General features: G+C 70.8%; 14 protein-coding genes, 4 tRNA genes and 3 pseudogenes. 10 read left to right on the plus strand and 11 right to left on the minus strand.

The window, feature by feature from the left end:
• Positions 1 to 94 precede the first annotated feature (94 nt).
• The 3 genes and pseudogenes from ABEB28_RS43230 to ABEB28_RS32230 form a co-directional block, all read left to right on the plus strand.
• Positions 95 to 1726 (plus strand): annotated as a pseudogene (locus tag ABEB28_RS43230) (endonuclease Q family protein); the annotation flags it as partial.
• A 162-nt stretch (positions 1727 to 1888) separates the two neighbouring features.
• Positions 1889 to 3589 carry an ATP-dependent helicase gene (locus tag ABEB28_RS43235; RefSeq protein ID WP_425559021.1) on the plus strand — a complete coding sequence of 567 codons (1701 nt, stop codon included), beginning with the start codon at positions 1889 to 1891 and terminating at the stop codon, positions 3587 to 3589.
• A 105-nt stretch (positions 3590 to 3694) separates the two neighbouring features.
• Positions 3695 to 4945 (plus strand): exonuclease domain-containing protein, encoded by a 1251-nt coding sequence (locus ABEB28_RS32230; RefSeq protein ID WP_345732020.1) that lies wholly within the window; start codon positions 3695 to 3697, stop codon positions 4943 to 4945.
• Here the strand turns inward: ABEB28_RS32230 and ABEB28_RS32235 are convergent.
• The gene (locus ABEB28_RS32235) at positions 4942 to 5976 is read right to left on the minus strand and encodes an FAD-dependent oxidoreductase (RefSeq protein ID WP_345732021.1); all 1035 of its coding nucleotides are present in this window, start codon (positions 5974 to 5976) and stop codon (positions 4942 to 4944) included. The two genes, ABEB28_RS32230 and ABEB28_RS32235, sit on opposite strands and share 4 nt — an antisense overlap.
• 54 nt (positions 5977 to 6030) lie before the next feature.
• On the opposite strand from ABEB28_RS32235, the gene ABEB28_RS32240 reads away from it, so the two are divergent.
• The 3 genes from ABEB28_RS32240 to ABEB28_RS32250 all read left to right on the plus strand — a co-directional run bounded on the left by ABEB28_RS32240 (position 6031) and on the right by ABEB28_RS32250 (position 8681).
• Positions 6031 to 6603 carry a TetR/AcrR family transcriptional regulator gene (locus ABEB28_RS32240; protein WP_345732022.1) on the plus strand — a complete coding sequence of 191 codons (573 nt, stop codon included), beginning with the start codon at positions 6031 to 6033 and terminating at the stop codon, positions 6601 to 6603.
• Between the two features lie 47 nt (positions 6604 to 6650).
• Positions 6651 to 7556, plus strand: a complete 906-nt coding sequence (locus ABEB28_RS32245) for a hypothetical protein (RefSeq protein WP_345732023.1) — start codon at positions 6651 to 6653, stop codon at positions 7554 to 7556.
• A gap of 219 nt (positions 7557 to 7775) precedes the next feature.
• A complete protein-coding gene (locus tag ABEB28_RS32250; RefSeq protein WP_345732023.1) occupies positions 7776 to 8681 on the plus strand; it encodes a hypothetical protein in 906 nt (301 codons plus the stop codon).
• On the opposite strand, the pseudogene ABEB28_RS32255 reads toward ABEB28_RS32250, so the two are convergent.
• From ABEB28_RS32255 to ABEB28_RS32265, 3 genes and pseudogenes are all read right to left on the minus strand, one after another.
• Positions 8620 to 8808 (minus strand): annotated as a pseudogene (locus ABEB28_RS32255) (response regulator); the annotation flags it as partial. The gene ABEB28_RS32250 and the pseudogene ABEB28_RS32255 overlap by 62 nt on opposite strands.
• A 4-nt stretch (positions 8809 to 8812) precedes the next feature.
• Positions 8813 to 9148 (minus strand): annotated as a pseudogene (locus ABEB28_RS32260) (response regulator); the annotation flags it as partial.
• Between the two features lie 152 nt (positions 9149 to 9300).
• Positions 9301 to 10494, minus strand: coding sequence for an LLM class flavin-dependent oxidoreductase (locus ABEB28_RS32265; protein ID WP_345732024.1), 1194 nt, complete (start codon positions 10492 to 10494; stop codon positions 9301 to 9303).
• Between the two features lie 270 nt (positions 10495 to 10764).
• On the opposite strand from ABEB28_RS32265, the gene ABEB28_RS32270 reads away from it, so the two are divergent.
• Positions 10765 to 11535 carry an alpha/beta fold hydrolase gene (locus tag ABEB28_RS32270; protein ID WP_345732025.1) on the plus strand — a complete coding sequence of 257 codons (771 nt, stop codon included), beginning with the start codon at positions 10765 to 10767 and terminating at the stop codon, positions 11533 to 11535.
• Between the two features lie 24 nt (positions 11536 to 11559).
• On the opposite strand, the gene ABEB28_RS32275 is transcribed toward ABEB28_RS32270, so the two are convergent.
• Positions 11560 to 12042 carry a hypothetical protein gene (locus ABEB28_RS32275; RefSeq protein ID WP_345732026.1) on the minus strand — a complete coding sequence of 161 codons (483 nt, stop codon included), beginning with the start codon at positions 12040 to 12042 and terminating at the stop codon, positions 11560 to 11562.
• Positions 12043 to 12133: 91 nt separating this feature from the next.
• On the opposite strand from ABEB28_RS32275, the gene ABEB28_RS32280 reads away from it, so the two are divergent.
• Positions 12134 to 12442 (plus strand): ArsR/SmtB family transcription factor, encoded by a 309-nt coding sequence (locus tag ABEB28_RS32280; RefSeq protein ID WP_345732027.1) that lies wholly within the window; start codon positions 12134 to 12136, stop codon positions 12440 to 12442.
• Between the two features lie 49 nt (positions 12443 to 12491).
• Here the strand turns inward: ABEB28_RS32280 and ABEB28_RS32285 are convergent, their stop codons facing one another.
• From ABEB28_RS32285 to ABEB28_RS32310, 6 genes are all read right to left on the minus strand, one after another.
• Positions 12492 to 12875, minus strand: a complete 384-nt coding sequence (locus ABEB28_RS32285) for a VOC family protein (protein ID WP_345732028.1) — start codon at positions 12873 to 12875, stop codon at positions 12492 to 12494.
• A gap of 146 nt (positions 12876 to 13021) precedes the next feature.
• Positions 13022 to 13987, minus strand: coding sequence for a glycoside hydrolase family 16 protein (locus ABEB28_RS32290; protein ID WP_345732029.1), 966 nt, complete (start codon positions 13985 to 13987; stop codon positions 13022 to 13024).
• A 282-nt stretch (positions 13988 to 14269) separates the two neighbouring features.
• Positions 14270 to 14346, minus strand: a tRNA-Phe gene (locus ABEB28_RS32295).
• Between the two features lie 63 nt (positions 14347 to 14409).
• Positions 14410 to 14484 (minus strand) — tRNA-Asp (locus ABEB28_RS32300).
• Positions 14485 to 14505: 21 nt separating this feature from the next.
• Positions 14506 to 14578, minus strand: a tRNA-Glu gene (locus tag ABEB28_RS32305).
• Positions 14579 to 14719: 141 nt separating this feature from the next.
• Positions 14720 to 15460 (minus strand): polysaccharide deacetylase family protein, encoded by a 741-nt coding sequence (locus ABEB28_RS32310; RefSeq protein ID WP_345732030.1) that lies wholly within the window; start codon positions 15458 to 15460, stop codon positions 14720 to 14722.
• A gap of 471 nt (positions 15461 to 15931) precedes the next feature.
• On the opposite strand from ABEB28_RS32310, the gene ABEB28_RS32315 reads away from it, so the two are divergent.
• Positions 15932 to 16004, plus strand: a tRNA-Lys gene (locus ABEB28_RS32315).
• A 456-nt stretch (positions 16005 to 16460) separates the two neighbouring features.
• Positions 16461 to 17204, plus strand: a complete 744-nt coding sequence (locus ABEB28_RS32320) for a hypothetical protein (protein WP_345732031.1) — start codon at positions 16461 to 16463, stop codon at positions 17202 to 17204.
• The last annotated feature ends 28 nt before the right edge of the window (positions 17205 to 17232 follow it).

The raw sequence follows: 17232 nt of genomic DNA on the forward strand, positions 1-17232 counted from the left end.
GCCCGCCGTAGCAAGTACAAGAGCGCGCCTGACGGCGCCCAACTGCGGCGTGGCGGGGCACTGATGCCACTGTGGCCCGTGGGAAGATGCGGCGATGCCGTCGGAACACCCCCGCCCCACGTTCCACGCGGATCTGCACATCCACTCGAAGTACAGCCGCGCCTGCAGCCGTGACTGCGACCTCGAACATCTCACCTGGTACGCCAAGCGCAAGGGCCTGACCCTCGTCGGCACCGGCGACTTCACCCACCCAGCCTGGAACGCGCACCTCCACGAGACGCTGGTCCCCGCCGAGCCGGGCCTGTATCGCCTCAACGACGACCTGGCGAAGTCCGTCGACCGCACACTGCCCGGCATCGTCGCGGCCAGCACCGTCCGATTCATGCTCAGCGTCGAGATCTCGACGATCTACAAGCGTGACGACAAGACGCGCAAGGTGCACCACCTCGTGTACCTACCGGACCTCGAGGCCGTGCAGAGGTTCAACGCCAAGCTCGCCCGGATCGGCAACATCGCCTCCGACGGTCGCCCCATTCTGGGCCTGGACTCGCGTGACCTGCTGGAGATCACGCTCGAGGCCAGCCCCGACGGCTACCTCGTCCCCGCGCACATCTGGACGCCGTGGTTCGCCGCGCTGGGCTCCAAGTCGGGCTTCGACGCGATCGCCGACTGCTACGCCGACCTCGCCGACCACATCTTCGCGGTCGAGACCGGCCTGAGCTCCGACCCGGCGATGAACTGGCGAGTGTCCTCTCTCGACCGGTACACGCTGGTCAGCAACTCCGATGCGCACTCACCGCCGGCGTTGGCCCGGGAAGCGCACAGCTACACGTGCGAGCTGGACTACTACGGCGTCCGCGAGGCCCTGCGCACCGGCGACGGGTACGCCGGGTCGATCGAGTTCTTCCCGGAGGAGGGCAAGTACCACGCGGACGGGCACCGCACCTGTGGAGTGCGGTGGGAACCTGCGGAGACGATCGCGGCCGACGGGAAATGCGCGGTGTGCGGGAAGCCCGTCACGGTCGGCGTCCTTTCCCGGGTGGAGGCCCTGGCCGACCGTCCCGACGGTGAGCGTCCGTCCGGCAAAGCGAACTTCCGCAACCTCGTGCCACTGCCCGAGATCGTCGGCGAGATCCACTCGGTGGGTCCCCGCAGCAAGACCGTCACGCGCGAGGTCGACGGCCTGGTCGCCGCGCTCGGCCCGGAGCTGGACATCCTCACCGAGGTCCCGGTCGACCAGGTCACCGCGGTCGGCGGCGAGCTGCTCGGCGAGGCGATCGGCCGCCTCCGCCGCGGCGACGTCATCCGCCAGCCCGGCTACGACGGCGAGTACGGCGTGATCAGGCTCTTCGAGCCTTCCGAGCTCCGGAATTCTGCCGGCACGTCCGCGCTCTTCGCTCTGCCCACCCAGGATGATTACGCCGTCCGGCGAACCGCCGCTGGACGGTCACCCGTTCCGGCGCACGCCGAGAGCCCCGGAACGGCCGGTACCGCCGTCGCGGCGACCACCGGCTCGGCCGCCGCCCGCGAGGGCACCACCGCACGGAGCGGCTCCGGACGGAACGCCGCCGTGGGCCGCTCGGCTGATCCCGCGGCTCTGGTCGCGACCGTGGCGCAGCAGCGCGGCGAGCCGCCCGAGCTGTTCGACGCCGAGACGGTCGCCGCCGTCGCCGCACCACGCCGCACCGGCCCCGGACGGCAGCGCGTCGCCGCAGATCCAGTGACCACCGCACGGGGAAGCACCGCACGGCCCGAACAGGATGCGACGGGGCCCGCCGAGCACGGCGGTGCCTCGTACGGCGGCCCGCCGACCGACCACGCGGACGAGTCCGCGGCGGCCGACCAGGCAGGCGTAACCCCTCTGCCGTTGGAGATCCCCGATCGAGGGGTGCTGGAAGGGCTCGACCCGGAGCAGCGGGCGGCCGCGGGAGCGGCCGACGGGCCGCTGCTGGTGGTGGCGGGGCCGGGGACCGGGAAGACGCGGACGCTGACGCACCGGGTGGCGTACCTGGTCGCCGAGCGTGGCGTGCCGGCGGAGTCGTGCCTGGCGATCACGTTCACCCGACGGGCGGCGGCGGAGCTGGCCGAGCGGCTGGCGGCGTTGCTGCCGTCCGGCCGGGGCGAGCCGTTCGTGGCGACGTTCCACGCGCTGGCGCTGACGATCTGCCGGGAGCAGTACGCGCTGCTGGGGTTCGCCGGGCCGCCGTCGGTCGCGGACGACGCCGACCGGGCGGCCGTGCTGGCGGAGCTGGACGTTCCGATGGACAAGCCCGTGCCGGACGAGCTGCGCGAGGGCTTCCGCAAGCGGCTGCGCGCCCGTGGGCTGCTCGAGCTGGACGAGCTGGTGCCGTTGGCGGTCTCGGTTCTGGAGCCCGGTTCGGCGGCCTCGTACCGCGACCGGTGGCCGCACGTGCTGGTCGACGAGTACCAGGACGTCGACGCCGACCAGTACGCGCTGCTGCGTGCGCTGGTGCCGACGGACGGGAACCTGTTCGCGATCGGTGACCCCGACCAGTCGATCTACTCGTTCCGAGGTGCGGACGTCGGGTTCTTCCTGCGGTTCGCTTCGGACTACCCGACGGCCACGACCGTGACGCTGACCCGGAACTATCGGTCGGCGCCGCCGATCGTGGCCGCCGCGGTGCAGATCGTCCGGCCGGGGACGCTGGTTCCGGGGCGCGGTTTGTCGGCGGAACGTCGCGACCTGGGCGCCGCACGTCTGGCGGTGCACCGGGTCGCCACCGAGGCGGAGGAAGCCGGCTGGGTGGCCGCGACGATCGACGCGCTGGTCGGTGGCTCCTCGTTCCACTCGCTGGACTCCGGCCGGGTCGACGGGTCGGACGAGGTGGAGGTGCCGACGGGGTTCGCCGACATCGCGGTTCTGTACCGCACGGATGCCCAGTCGCGGACGTTGCAGTCGGCGTTCACGTCGGCGGGGCTGCCGTTCCAGAAGCGCGGTATCGACCGGCTGGCCGACCGGCCGGGGGTGCCCGCGGTGCTGCGTGAGCTGGTGCATCATCCGGGGCCGGTGGTGTCGCGGCTGCGTGCGGCGGGGGAAGCGCTGGCTGCGCGGGTCTCTGCGCCCGACTTGTTCTCGGCGGAGGAGTTGACGCTCCGGGCGTCGGACGTCTGGTCGGCGGTGGAGTTGCTGCGGCCGGTCGCTTCGGCGTCCGGGGACGATTTGGACGGGTTCCTGGCGGCCGTGGCCACCGGGGCGGAGGTCGACGCGCTCGATCCGCGGGCGGACGCGGTGTCGCTGCTGACGCTGCACGCGGCGAAGGGCCTGGAGTTCCCGGTGGTGTTCCTCGTCGGCTGCGCGGACGGCGTGGTGCCGCTGCGCTTCCCCGGCGAGGACGAGGACGAGCGGGCCGTTCGCGAGGCCGAAGAGCGGCGGTTGTTCTTCGTCGGGGTGACGCGGGCCCGGCGGCGGCTGTTCCTGTCGGCGGCGCGGCAGGTGACCCGTCGCGGCGTGACGTCGGCGGCGGCGTTGACGCCGTTCCTCGCCCCCGTGGACGAGGGACTGCTCGACCGCACCGGTACCGCCGAGACGCCCCGCCGCCCCGCCGCGCGCCAGATGCGCTTGATCTGAGGGCGCCGGGCGGTGCGCACTTTCCGCCCCAGGGCGGACGAATGTGTGCAACGGTTCGGCTGCGCGGTGGCGGCTCGGCGGGGTCGGTGGCTTATCCTCGACGCGATGAGCGTGACGGATGAAGCCGGGGCCCCCACGTGGGTCGTCATCGACGCTGAGACCACCGGGCTGAGCCCCAAGGAGCACCGACTCGTCGAGTTGGCGATCGTCGTGCTCGACGAGCGGGGCAACTCGATGGGCGAGGCGGCCACGCTGGTCAACCCCGGCATGGACATCGGCCCGGCGGACGGCCACGGCATCCGCAACGAGGACGTACTGGACGCCCCGCGCTTCGACGAGCTCGCCGGCTGGCTGGTCGAGTGGCTGCGCGGCAAGGTGCTGGTGGGGCACAACCTGCTGTTCACCTCGGCCTTCCTGGACGAGGAGTTCCGCCGCAGCGGCTTCGAGATGCCGCACGTGCCGGCGATCTGCACGATGACGAACGCTCCGCGCTACCTGCCGTCGCTGCCGGGCCGCACGCTGGAGCAGTGCTGCGCCGCGGCGGGCATTCCGCTGGACGGGCCCCGGTCGGCGCTCACCCACGCGCGGGCCGCCGGGGAGCTGTTCGGGACGTTCCTCGCCCAGCGTCCGACGCTGCCGTCGCCCTGGGTGCAGTACATCGAGCGGGCCCGGCGGATGGCGTGGCCGCGGATCCCGATGCGGGACTTCCAGATGGCGCCGCGGGCCGAGGAGGAGTGGGAGGCCGCCGACCCGGAGCAGACCGCGATCGTCAGCCCGGAGATGGCGCGGATGGCCGCGGCGTACGCCGGTCTCTCGTCGAAGACCGCTGAGGCCGACCTCGCCGATGCCGCCGTGAGGGGGGCGCCGAACCCCGAGGTCGACAGCGAGTTCGTCGCCGAGGTGGTCGAGGAGGCGCCGCGGTCGCCGGAGGAGTCCGGGCCGGTCAGCGCATATCTCGGTGCGCTCGACAACGCGGTGTCCGACCGGGTGCTCTCGTTCACCGAGGCGATCCACCTCAAGGACCTCGCGGCCGCGCTGGCGATCTTCGAGGCCGAGCAGGGCGACGCGCACCGGCAGTACGTGCGGACGCTCGCGGCGACCGCGTGGGCCGACAAGCAGGTCACCGACGAGGAGCGCGACGACCTGGTCGCGGTGGGCAAGTTGCTCGACCTGTCCGAGACCGAGGTCGACGGGCTGATCGAGGAGACGAAGCCGGAAGAGGCCGGGGGCTCGGCTCCGTCGTCGTCGACCTCGAGCTCGGAGTACGAGGCGGGCTGGTACCCGGATCCGTACGGCCAGCCGGGTCTGCGGTGGTACGACGGGCAGAACTGGACGCATCACACGCACACGAGCTAGGTGTTCTGAAAGCGGCTGACTAGCCGGGACGCGCGGGCCAGGCGTCGGGTGGGGCGGCGGCGGAGGCGGTCGTACCGCTGGAGTGCGGTGGTCACGTCGCGCGCAGTATCCGGCCCTACACCCCCCGCCCGCCCACCCGTACTCGAAGAGACTGCACCCAACTGGGCAGCCAGGCAGTCGGCGTCCACCAGGGCCTGGCACGCTCCCTGGCCCAGTGACGGAGCCATCGCGTGGGCGGCGTCCCCGACCAGCGCGACGGTCCCGTGCACGTACCGGCGCGGCCCACGCCCCAGGTCGTGGATCTCGTGCCGTAGCAGCCCGTCGTCGGTCGCGGCGTCCAGCACGGCCGGAACCGGGTCCGGGTAGTCGGCGAACCGGGCGCGTAGCTCGGCGACCGTCGGGCGGGTCCCGGCCGGCGCGCGCAGTGCCACGTACCAGTTGGTCCGGCCGCGTGCGACCGGGGTGACGCCGACCAGCGCGCCCCGGCCCCAGACCTCGCCGGCCGGGCCGAACTCACCATCGACGACGCCGCGGATCGCCACCACACCCAGGTACCGGGCACGCACGTCGGGGAAGTACGCGTCCCGGACCGCGCTGCGATAGCCGTCGGCGCCGATCACCACGTCGAACTCGCGTCGGAGCCGGTCCGGATCGGTAACGTCCACTCCGGTGCGTACGACGTCGTCGGGTACGGCGGCGGCGAGCGTCGTCACCAGCGTCGTCCGGGGCACCATCAGCACTGGTGCGCCGCCGCGCTTCTCGATCCGCTTCAACGGGAGGTCGGCGATCCGGCGCCCGCGCCGAGTCCGGACGCAGCCCTCCCGGTACGGAACGCCGACGGCTTGGATCCGGTCGCCGACTCCCAAGCGGTCGAGCGCGCGTTGCGCCTCGGGCCAGAGGCCGATCGCGGTGCCGAGCTCGACGATGCGCGGCCAGCGTTCGAGCACGGTGACGTCCCACCCCTCCCGCCGCAGCGCGATCGCCGTCGCGAGCCCACCGATGCCAGCGCCTACTACAGCTGCAGTACTCATGCCGTCGACCGTACTACGGATGTAGTGGAGGTACTAGAGCTGTAGTGTGACCGCATGGCCGGACGCCGGGAGCAGGCACTGGACGCAGCGGTACGCGTACTCGGCAGCCAGGGGACTCGCGCGCTCACCCATCGAGCGGTGGACGCCGAGGGCGACTTGCCGGCCGGAACGACGTCGAACTACTTCCGCAGCCGGGACGCTCTGCTCTCCGGGATCCTCGGCCGTCTGCTGGAGCAGGAGAAGGACGCGTTCGCCGCGCTGGCCGGGGAGCCACACCCGGTCTCCGCCGACGAGCTGGCGGGGCGGCTCGGGGCCATGCTGCGCCAGCTGGCCGGCCCCGCCCGACCGATGACGCTGGCGCGGTACGCGATCTTCGTGGAGGCCGCCCACCAGAAGCCGATGCGGCTCGAACTGCTCGCCTGGAGCCGCTCGCTGTGGTCGTGGGCCGGCGAGTGGCTGGCAGCCCTCGGCTCCGACCGCCCGGAGGAGCACGCCCGAGAGGTCCTCGCGTTCGCCGACGGGCTGCTGCTGCACCGCCTCTCCCGGGGTGGTGACGGTGAGTTCGCCCCCGAGGCGTCGCTGGCCGCACTCCTCCGTGCGTTGGTGGAAAAACCTGTGGATAACTGACTCGCTGTGTTCCGATCAATACAGCACGGTGATCGGAAGGCGGATTAATGGACTACGAGCAGGAAGCGGCCGCGCTCTACGCGCTACCGCCGGCGCAGTTCACGACCGCCCGCGATGTCCGGATCGCGGAGCTGAAGGGTGAGAAGCAGGGCGCACTGGCCGGACGGCTGAAGCTGTTACGCCGGCCGACGGTCGCCGCCTGGTGCGTGAACCTCCTGGCCGGGTCGCGCCGGGACGAGCTGCGGGCACTCGTGGAGCTCGGCCCTCAGCTGGCCGACGCGCAGCGCCGCGCGGATCCGGGGGCGATCCGGGCGCTCTCCGCGGAGCGACGGCAACGGGTCGCATCGCTGGTGTCGGCGGCGACTCGATTGGCCGGGGAGTCGTTCCCGCGACGGGATGATCCGACCCCGTTCGCGCTGGAGCCCTCGGTGGTGGTGGATCTGGAGGCGACGCTCAACGCCGCGGTGGCGGACGCCGCCGTGGCCGAACGAGTGTTGTCCGGACGGCTGGCACGGGGCGAGGCGTACGTGGGCTTCGGTCCACTGCCGGACGATGCTCCCTTGCCCGCCGAGCGGACGTCCTCGGACGAGGCACCGGAGGGCGACGACCGACCCGACACCCGGGAGGCACGCCGCCGCGCCGCGGCCGCCAGGTCGGAGAGCGCCGTCGCCGATCGTGCCGTCGTTGCCGCCCGGTGCGAACGCGACGCCGTCCGCCGGAGCCGGGACGTGGCTCGCCACGCCCGGGACGAAGCCGCTGCCGTCCTGGCCGAGGCGGAGCGGCGGTTGGCGGACGCCGAGCGCGAGCTGTCCGGCGCGGACCGCACGCTCCAGCGGGCCGAACACCAACGGCAGCAGAGCATCGCTCGTCTGGACGCTGCCGAGCAGGCGCTCAGTGCGGTAGACGGGCCGTCCGGCCGTAAAAGCTCTCGATCTGCTGCACGATCGTCGTGAACTGGTCGAGGTCGACCGGCTTGGTGACGAACGCNACGCCCGAGAGGTCCTCGCGTTCGCCGACGGGCTGCTGCTGCACCGCCTCTCCCGGGGTGGTGACGGTGAGTTCGCCCCCGAGGCGTCGCTGGCCGCACTCCTCCGTGCGTTGGTGGAAAAACCTGTGGATAACTGACTCGCTGTGTTCCGATCAATACAGCACGGTGATCGGAAGGCGGATTAATGGACTACGAGCAGGAAGCGGCCGCGCTCTACGCGCTACCGCCGGCGCAGTTCACGACCGCCCGCGATGTCCGGATCGCGGAGCTGAAGGGTGAGAAGCAGGGCGCACTGGCCGGACGGCTGAAGCTGTTACGCCGGCCGACGGTCGCCGCCTGGTGCGTGAACCTCCTGGCCGGGTCGCGCCGGGACGAGCTGCGGGCACTCGTGGAGCTCGGCCCTCAGCTGGCCGACGCGCAGCGCCGCGCGGATCCGGGGGCGATCCGGGCGCTCTCCGCGGAGCGACGGCAACGGGTCGCATCGCTGGTGTCGGCGGCGACTCGATTGGCCGGGGAGTCGTTCCCGCGACGGGATGATCCGACCCCGTTCGCGCTGGAGCCCTCGGTGGTGGTGGATCTGGAGGCGACGCTCAACGCCGCGGTGGCGGACGCCGCCGTGGCCGAACGAGTGTTGTCCGGACGGCTGGCACGGGGCGAGGCGTACGTGGGCTTCGGTCCACTGCCGGACGATGCTCCCTTGCCCGCCGAGCGGACGTCCTCGGACGAGGCACCGGAGGGCGACGACCGACCCGACACCCGGGAGGCACGCCGCCGCGCCGCGGCCGCCAGGTCGGAGAGCGCCGTCGCCGATCGTGCCGTCGTTGCCGCCCGGTGCGAACGCGACGCCGTCCGCCGGAGCCGGGACGTGGCTCGCCACGCCCGGGACGAAGCCGCTGCCGTCCTGGCCGAGGCGGAGCGGCGGTTGGCGGACGCCGAGCGCGAGCTGTCCGGCGCGGACCGCACGCTCCAGCGGGCCGAACACCAACGGCAGCAGAGCATCGCTCGTCTGGACGCTGCCGAGCAGGCGCTCAGTGCGGTAGACGGGCCGTCCGGCCGTAAAAGCTCTCGATCTGCTGCACGATCGTCGTGAACTGGTCGAGGTCGACCGGCTTGGTGACGAACGCATTGGCGCGCAGCTCGTAGCTGCGCAGCACGTCCTCGTCGAGGGCGGACGTGGTGAGGACGACGACCGGGATCGAGCGCAGCTCCTCGTCGCTCTNCATTGGCGCGCAGCTCGTAGCTGCGCAGCACGTCCTCGTCGAGGGCGGACGTGGTGAGGACGACGACCGGGATCGAGCGCAGCTCCTCGTCGCTCTTCACCGCGGCCAGCACCTCGCGCCCGTCCATCCGCGGCATGTTGAGGTCGAGCAGGATCAGCTGCGGGCGCGGCGCGTCCGCGTGGGGGTCCTCGCGGCGGAGGAACGAGAGCGCCTCCACGCCGTCCGACACCACGTGCAACCGGCTGGGGACCTCGTGAGCGCTGAGTGCCTCTTCGATCATCAGCACGTCACCGGCGTCGTCATCGACCACCAGGACCTCGATCGGGGATGTTGACATCGAGCTACTTTCCGGTGCGGGCGGCATCGTCGGCGCACTGTACCGCTGGGTCGAGCGGCGTCGTACACACCGGGCCGACGTGTGCGTCCGGTGGTTGATCGACGGCGCCCCAGTGCGCGAGTTCGGGTTCCGGTTCGGGGCTAGCGAGCGGGTCAGTGCGGCGCGGGGGCCAGGGACCGGCCGGCGCTGCCCGCGAACGGCACGTCGACGTGCGGCACGTCCACCGTCGAGGCTGCCGGATGCTCCCACAGCCCGCGCTTCTGCAGCAGCGGCAGGACGCCCTCCCCGAACCAGTACGCCTCCTCCAGGTGCGGATAGCCGGAGAGCACGAACTCCGAGAGCCCGAGCTCGCTCAACTCGGCGATCCGGTCGGCGACCTCGGCGTGGCTGCCCACCAGCGCGGTGCCCGCGCCCCCGCGGACGAGGCCGACGCCCGCCCAGAGGTTGGGTGCGATCTCCAGGTCACGCAGCGCCGTGCTGGCGCGACCGCGGCCGTGCAGCTCGGCCATCCGGCGCTGTCCCTCGGACTCGCTCTGCGCCAGCCCTTGCTGGACGCGCTCGACGGTGGCCGGATCGATGCCGGCGAGCAGGCGCCCGGCCTCGGCCCACGCCGCCTCGGAGGTGTCCCTGCTGATCACGTGCAGCCGGATGCCGTACCGCAAGGTGCGGCCGTGCTCCGCTGCGAGGCCCTTGACCCAGTTTATCTTCGCCGCGACTTGCTCCGGCTTCTCGCCCCAGGTGAGGTAGGTGTCGGCATGCTTCGCGGCGACCCGCCCGGCAGCCGGTGACGAGCCGCCGAAGTACACGTCCGGAATCGGATCCGGAACGCGGCTCAGCGCGGCGTCGGCCACCTGGACGTGCTGCCCGTCGAGCGTGACGGTCTCGCCCCGCCAGAGCCGCCGGACGACCTCGAGGAACTCGTCGGTGCGCTGGTAGCGCCCGTCCTTGTCGAGGTAGTCGCCGTACGCCCGCTGCTCCTTGCTCTCACCTCCGGTGACGACGTTGAGCAGCAGCCGGTTGCCCGAGTGGCGCTGGAACGTCGCGGCCATCTGTGCGGCCAGGGTGGGGGAGAGCAGACCCGGCCGGAACGCGACCAGGAACTTCAACCGCTCGGACGTTCCGGCCAGCATCGCCGTCGTCAGCCACGCGTCGTCGCACCACGCACCGGTCGGGGTCAGAGCGCCGACGAAACCGAGCTGCTCCGCGGCCCGGGCGATCTGGGTGAGATACCCCAGCGAAGCCGGTCGATCGCCGGCCGCGCGTCCGAGGTCCGTGCCGTGGCCACCGGCTACGAGGTTCCGGCTGTCGCCCATCGTCGGGAGGAACCAGTGGAAGGTCAGGCTCATCGGGGTCCTTCCGGTGTGTCCGAGCGTGAGCGGGGGTCGTGATCACGCACGCCCGGAAAACCCTACCTGAAAGATAGGGATGCAGGTCGGCGGGTCGCCGGACCAGCGGGGCGCGTAAACGTTCTGCTCCTGGCGCAACCGGGCCAGTCGGCGCTTCGCCCCGTGATTGCCTGAGCCCGCGACACAGCGGCTACCGCCCCGCGGACGCCCGGCCGGGACCCGTGGCGCCGCCGCTCGTGCCGGTCGCCGACCACGGACTCGGGAGGACAAGTGCGGCTGGTCTACGTACACGGAGCCTGCGTCCGAGACGCGGACTGGTGGTGGCACCGGATGGTCGCGCCGCTAGCCGCGGTAGGTGTCCGCAGCCGGGCGGTGGCGCTGCCGAGCTGCCGCGGGGACACCCCCGGCGACCGGCTAGTCACGCGCCCGGCGCCCGGGTGCGCCAGCGGGCCCAGCGACGGTGCCCGACTTGCGGGACAGGGACTGGGCGACCTCTACGACGACGTCGACGCGGTGCGAGCGGTGATCGACGAGGACGACGAGCCGGTGGTGCTGCTCGGGCACTCCTACGGCGGCATCGTGATCACCGACGCCAGCCACGGCCACCCCGCCGTGCGGCAACTGGTGTACGTGACGTCGATGATGCCGGATGTCGGGGAGTCGCAGGCGAGCGTGGCGGGCGCCGGGCCGGCCCCCTGCCTGGATCCGGGCGAGGACGGGACGACCGGCGTGCTGCCGGATCACGTCCGCGAATTGTTCGTACAGGACTGCGACGCGGCTACCGCGGACGCGGCCGTAGGCCGCCTGACCAGGCAGGCGATGAACCCGTTCGGACAGCCGGTACGCGCCGCGGCCTGGCGGGACGTACCGGCGACCTACATCGTCTGCACGGACGACCGGGCGATCCCGGCGGAGGTGCAGCGCGAGCGGGCGACGCGCGCCGGGGCAGTGGTCGAGTTCGCGGCGGGGCACCATCCGTTCCTCTCCCGCCCGGAGGACTTCGCGGCCCTGCTGCTCGACGTCACGTCACCCGCTCGGTAGTGCTACCGCGACGGTGCCCTCATCTCAGGAGCAGGTCTCGATCGTGGCCCACTCCTCCAAGTGGGCCAGTACTTCGCGGACCGGGCGGTCGGTGGCCTGGGCCAGCCGCTCGAGCAGCTCGGTCTCGATCCGCACGTGGGCGGCCAGCTGCTGGCTGACCAGATCGGACGTGGGTGCGCTGATCGCGTCGCCCATCGCGACGGCACCCGCCATGAACGCGTCCGCGATGGTGCGCGGGCGCCGTGCCTGAAATTCGTGCTGCAGTTCGTCGAGATCGGGCTCCACGGTCGCGGTGCCGTACACGGCGGCCCAGGACTCCACCGCGGCGGGAACCGCCGCCCGATCCGCGTGCAAGGACTGGAGCAGTGCCACCGCACCGTGGATAGCGGAGGCCACCCCCTCGCGGTTCTCGTCGCGACCGGCGCCGAGCCGGTCGCTCTCGGACTTGTCGCCGCCGAGCCCGACGTGGTCGAACCAGTCGTCGGTGGGCTCGTCGTTCTCGAACATCCGTCGCCTCCCCTGGCTTCGTCGTAAGCACCGTAGCGACGACCACCGACGTTTTTGCCGACTCATATTCCTCACCGGTTATATTTGTGGGGTGACCACCTCGTTCGCGGTGCTGGCCGAGCCGACCCGGCGTCGCATCCTCGATCTGCTGCTCGAACGACCCCGTCCGGTGGGTGAGTTGGTCGAGCACCTGGGGCTGAGTCAGCCCGGGACGTCCAAGCACCTGAAGGTATTGCGGGACGCCGGATTGGTGCGGGTGCGGCAGGACGCCCAGCGGCGGTGGTACGAGTTGGCGCCGGAGCCGCTCGCGGAGATCGATGCCTGGCTGGCGCCGTACCGGCGATTGTGGAGCCGAAGCCTGGACAGCCTCGAAGCCCACCTGGACGCCAACCCGGAGTAGCGACGAGCCGGCCTCCACGCGACGTGCGCGGAGGCCGGCTCGTCAGCGGTCAGGTCCGCTCAGCGGCGCTGCGCTCCACGCAGAACTCGTTGCCCTCGGGGTCGGCCATGGTGACCCACCCGGACCCGTCCGGACGCCGGTGATCGGCGACCACCTGGGCGCCCAGCGAACGGACGCGCTCCACCTCTTCGTCCCGCGTGCGATCCGTGGGCTGCAGGTCGAAGTGGACCCGGTTCTTGCCGTTCTTGCGTTCGGGCACCGTGACGAAGAGCAGGTCCGGCCCGTCGCCGGGGGAGACGAGGAGCGCCTCGGGGTCGCCCGGCGCGTTGCCGTTCTCCGGGTGCTCGCCGAAGCCCGTCACCGCCGCCCAGAACTGGGCGAGAGCGTAGGGATCAGCGGAGTCGATCGTGATGTGCCGTACACGTGCACTCATGCGTTGTCCTTCGCGACACGCGCCGTCCGCGGTCGTGAGGCGTCGGTCAACCGACCACGGGAGGCGCGGGAAAAATGGACGTAGTCATCACCGCACCTCCTTCCGCTCGAAACGCCGCGCCCAGTATCGCAGGCACCGGCGAACGATTAACCCTTGTTGTACACCGCCACGTATTCCACCTGCATGTGAGCACCCGACATGGTGGCGCGCGTCGGCCCGGCGCCGAACGCCGAGGGGAAGCCACCACCGATCGCCAGGTTCAGGATGATGAAGAACGGGTGGTGGACCGCGTTCGCCCAGGTCGTGCTGTCCACTGCGGTGGACCTGACCGTGAAGAAGTTGTTGCCGTCGAGGTACCAGCGGATCTGCTCGGGCGACGTGGAGCGGTCGATCTCGACGGCGTAGGTGTGGAAGCCGGTCCGACAGCCCGCGCAGATCCGCTCACCGCTGCTGATGCCGTTCGGCTCGCGGCACGGACCGCCGACGGGCAGGCCGCAGTGGAGCGTCCCGAACGTGGATTCGCGTCCGTTGACGGCCTCCATGATGTCGATCTCACCGCTCGTCGGCCACGGGGTGCCGGTACGCAGCCGAGAACCCAGCATCCAGAACGCCGGCCAGTAGCCCAGGCCGTTGCTGGCGGTCACGTTCGGCAGTTGGAGCGACGCCTCGACGCGGAGGACCCCGCCGGGGCGCGCGCCGAACGTCGCGGACTGCGTCTGGATGCGACCCGACGTCCAGCCGCTCAGCGGATTGCGGCCACTGCGCAGAGCTCGGATCACCAGGCGGCCGGAGCCGTCGTGGTACACGTTCTGCGTGCTGTTCGTCACCGCGGCGATCTCGCCGGTGCTGAACATCGTGGCCGGCCCGATGTCGTACCGCCAGTTGGCGGTGCTGGCACCGCTGCGCGCGGCGCCGTTGAAGTCGTCGCTCCAGGTGAGCGTGAAACCCGACGGCGGTGCCGGCACGGCGCCGGGTGAGGCCGCTGACGCTCTCGTCGTCCCCGCGGTGGTGGCCGCGAGGACGAGGGAAATCGCCGCAGCGGTGGTAGCCCTCAGCCACGGCCTCCGACGTCCGAGTACGCCGAGCTTCTGGGCACCGCGAGGTCCCTCCATTGGAGTCCTCCTAAGTCGGAACGGTGGCCACCCAGATGTTCTTGGCGTCCCCCGGTAAAAACCGTAGGATAGCAGGATATAACACTCAGGCTCGGACATTACGGTCTGGGTGGGGTGTCACGTCGTGACGCAGAAGGGGAGTCGCCGAAGAGGCACCCCGCTGATTAACGGAGATGCCTCGGGTTGGTGGTGGCCGGGGAGCGGCCGCGAATTTGGTGGCGCGGGTCCAGGGGCATCATGAGAAAAGGCACCCTCGCTGATCCGCGAAGATGCCTCGTTCGGTGGTGGCCAGGGGCGGGGTCGAACCGCCGACCTTCCGCTTTTCAGGCGGACGCTCGTACCAACTGAGCTACCTGGCCAAGTGCGGCGACACGCAATGCCACCTTCACTCCGCGGCCGCACCAAAGGTGCGGCCGCGAGAGCGGTCCCGACGGGATTTGAACCCGCGACCTCCGCCTTGACAGGGCGGCGAGCACTCCGAACTGCTCCACGGGACCTGGTCCGGTAAGACCCGGTCGTGCCCCCAACGGGATTCGAACCCGTGCTACCGCCTTGAAAGGGCGGCGTCCTGGGCCACTAGACGATGAGGGCGTGCAACCCGAACGGCGTTCATGCTGTCACACATGTCCGCCGGGCGGCGCACCCACCCCGTCCGCGTCGGGAGCGAGATCAGCATAGGCGACAACGAGGCCAGTTGCCAAAAGCGCCCCCGACTCTGGACGAAAGCCCAGCTCAGAGCCGCACGAGGCGGTACCTGGAGGACAGGTCGGGCAGGAGAACTTTGCACGCGGCCACGGTTCGGGACCGATCTCCGCCCCCGTCATGCATGAGCACAATCACTCCGGGAGCCATCGAGGCGCGCACCCGCGACACGATCGTGCTGGCCGGCGGCTTCGTCCAGTCCCGCGGATCCACGGTCCACCCGATCGACGCCATCCCCAGCGAGCGCGCCACCGAGACGATGACGCCGGACCAGTTGCCGCCCGGCGCCCGGAAGTACTTCGGCACCACCCCGCCGCTCGCCCGGGTGATCAGCGCACTGGTCTCACGTAGGTCCGCGAGGATCGCCGCCCGCGACTTCTTCTTCAGGTTCAGGTCGTGCCGCATCGTGTGGTTGCACAGCGCGTGCCCGTCCGCCGCGATCTTCCGTACCAGGCTGGGGTGCGCCTTCACGTTCGCGCCGACCAAGCAGAACGTCGCTTTGACGCGGTGCTGGCGTAACAGGTTCAGCACCTGCGGCGTCCATCGCGGGTCGGGGCCGTCGTCGAACGTCAACGCCACCGCGCTGCTGCCCGTGCGCCGGTACGGGGTCGACGCCGGAACCAGGATCGGCTTCGGCGCGGCGGTCGTGACGCTCTGTGCCGACGCGCGGGCGGTGGCAGGCTCGCCGGCCGCCGCTGACCCGCCGGTCGCGAGCACCAGCACGAGCGCCGCAGTGAGCCCGAGCAGTGCCGTCCGTATCCGTCGCGTCATCGTTCCTGCCTGTCGCCGAGGGTCGCTGTGGGCTCACGCCCGGATCGGCGTCAGCTCCGGTGAGCACTGTGAGCCAGGAGAGTGGCGAGGCAGGGGTTCTTGTCGGGAACTCGGCACGTTCGGACGGTCCGTGACGGTCGAGCGTCCAGAGCCCGTCCTNCAGGAGAGTGGCGAGGCAGGGGTTCTTGTCGGGAACTCGGCACGTTCGGACGGTCCGTGACGGTCGAGCGTCCAGAGCCCGTCCTCCCGTCGACGGGGGGTGCTCTCCCTTTCGGCGGACGTCCTGCACGGTGGCGTTTTGGGTAAGTGATCCCGGAATTGGGGGTCCGTTCCCAGCTCAGGGGCGGAGGGCTGGCCGGGGCGGAACGCGCTCAGTGGGATGTTCTGTCGCTGTCGGCGTTCGGGTCTGAGACACTTCAAGCGGGACGCGGCCGGGTATGCCCTCTCGGGTGCTCGTGCTGTGCCCGAGTAGGGCCGTTAGCTCAACTGGCAGAGCAGCGGACTTTTAATCCGCGGGTTCTGGGTTCGACCCCCAGGCGGCCCACCCCGCAGAGTGACGAACCCTGTGACGTGCTCCAACGCGTCGGTTGGCGCTTGCTAACGCAATCGATGGCGTTGGCTGGGCAGATGAGGCCGGTCTTTGTGCAGGCCGGGGATGCCTCGGGGTTCGATCCCCAAGCGGTCTCCATCGATGACGGTGACGCGTAGCGACGATGTGGCGCCCTGGAGGCGTTCAGTCTTGCTCGCGGCATGCGTCTGGTCGTCGGTCGGCGACGGGGCAGACTCCGGAATGTACGAGCCGCCGGCTACGGGTGCTCGCGCTGGTCCGTCGTGTCGATCGTTGCAGTGTGTGAGTGCGGCGGGACGACGGGCGTTGCGTTGGTGGCTGTCATCTACGGCGTGCGTGAACTTCGTGTCATGCCGATGAGCGGACCTTCCGAGGCCGTTCTCGGGTGTCGTACGGTGACGCTGGAGTTCATTGCCCTGAGAGGTGTAAACGGTGGCGTGGTTGGAGCGTGCCGAACCGTTGGCATCGGCGACTGGGCCGTTCGATCGGTGGCTGACGCCTCGGCGTGAAATGTCGTGGCAGTCCAGTACTGCTGCGATTGACGGGCCAGCGGCGAAGCTCGGTGGGCAGCCATTCTGGTTGGACGAGCCGTTCTGGCCGGTGTCGCGAAGTTCCGGGGAACCGATGACGTTCATCGGGCAGTTCCCTCTGCCTGGTTCGGGCGTCGCGATGGCGTATCTGTTTCTCAGCGACGAGGACGGCACCTTTGATCCGGAAGGAGGAGAGAACGCGTTCCTGATTCAGTCGGGTGGGCGTGTGCCGTCGTTCGTGAGAGGCGAGGTCCGACGTACCGGTCCGGCGCTGTGGCGGCGGGGCACAGACTGGTTCGAACGGCAGCCGGTGGAGCTACGTCTCGACCTGAAGGCTCCGGACGAGGCAGCGGTTGCAGCATTCGACCGGCAGGTCGTCTTTCGTGACGCGGCGCTGAGCGGTGTGCCGATGGAGGAGACCGATCTCCCCGATGTGGATTGCCGTAGCTACGTCGGCGGTGAGCCCTTGTTTTGGCAGCCCTGGATACCTCCTGAAGTCGGTGCCTCTTGGCGGTTTTTCCTCCAGTTGGACGGCGCCGAGGGCTGCGGTGAGGACGCGTTCGCGCTCAACTTCGGTGGGGGAACCGGATACGCCTTCGTCAGCCAGGATCAGCGTGAGGGTCGGTTCTGCTGGGACTGCGTCTGACCGCCCGCTCATCAGCGTAAGACGTTTC

This window comes from Cryptosporangium minutisporangium, assembly GCF_039536245.1.
GTDB classification, from domain to species: Bacteria; Actinomycetota; Actinomycetes; order Mycobacteriales; family Cryptosporangiaceae; genus Cryptosporangium; species Cryptosporangium minutisporangium.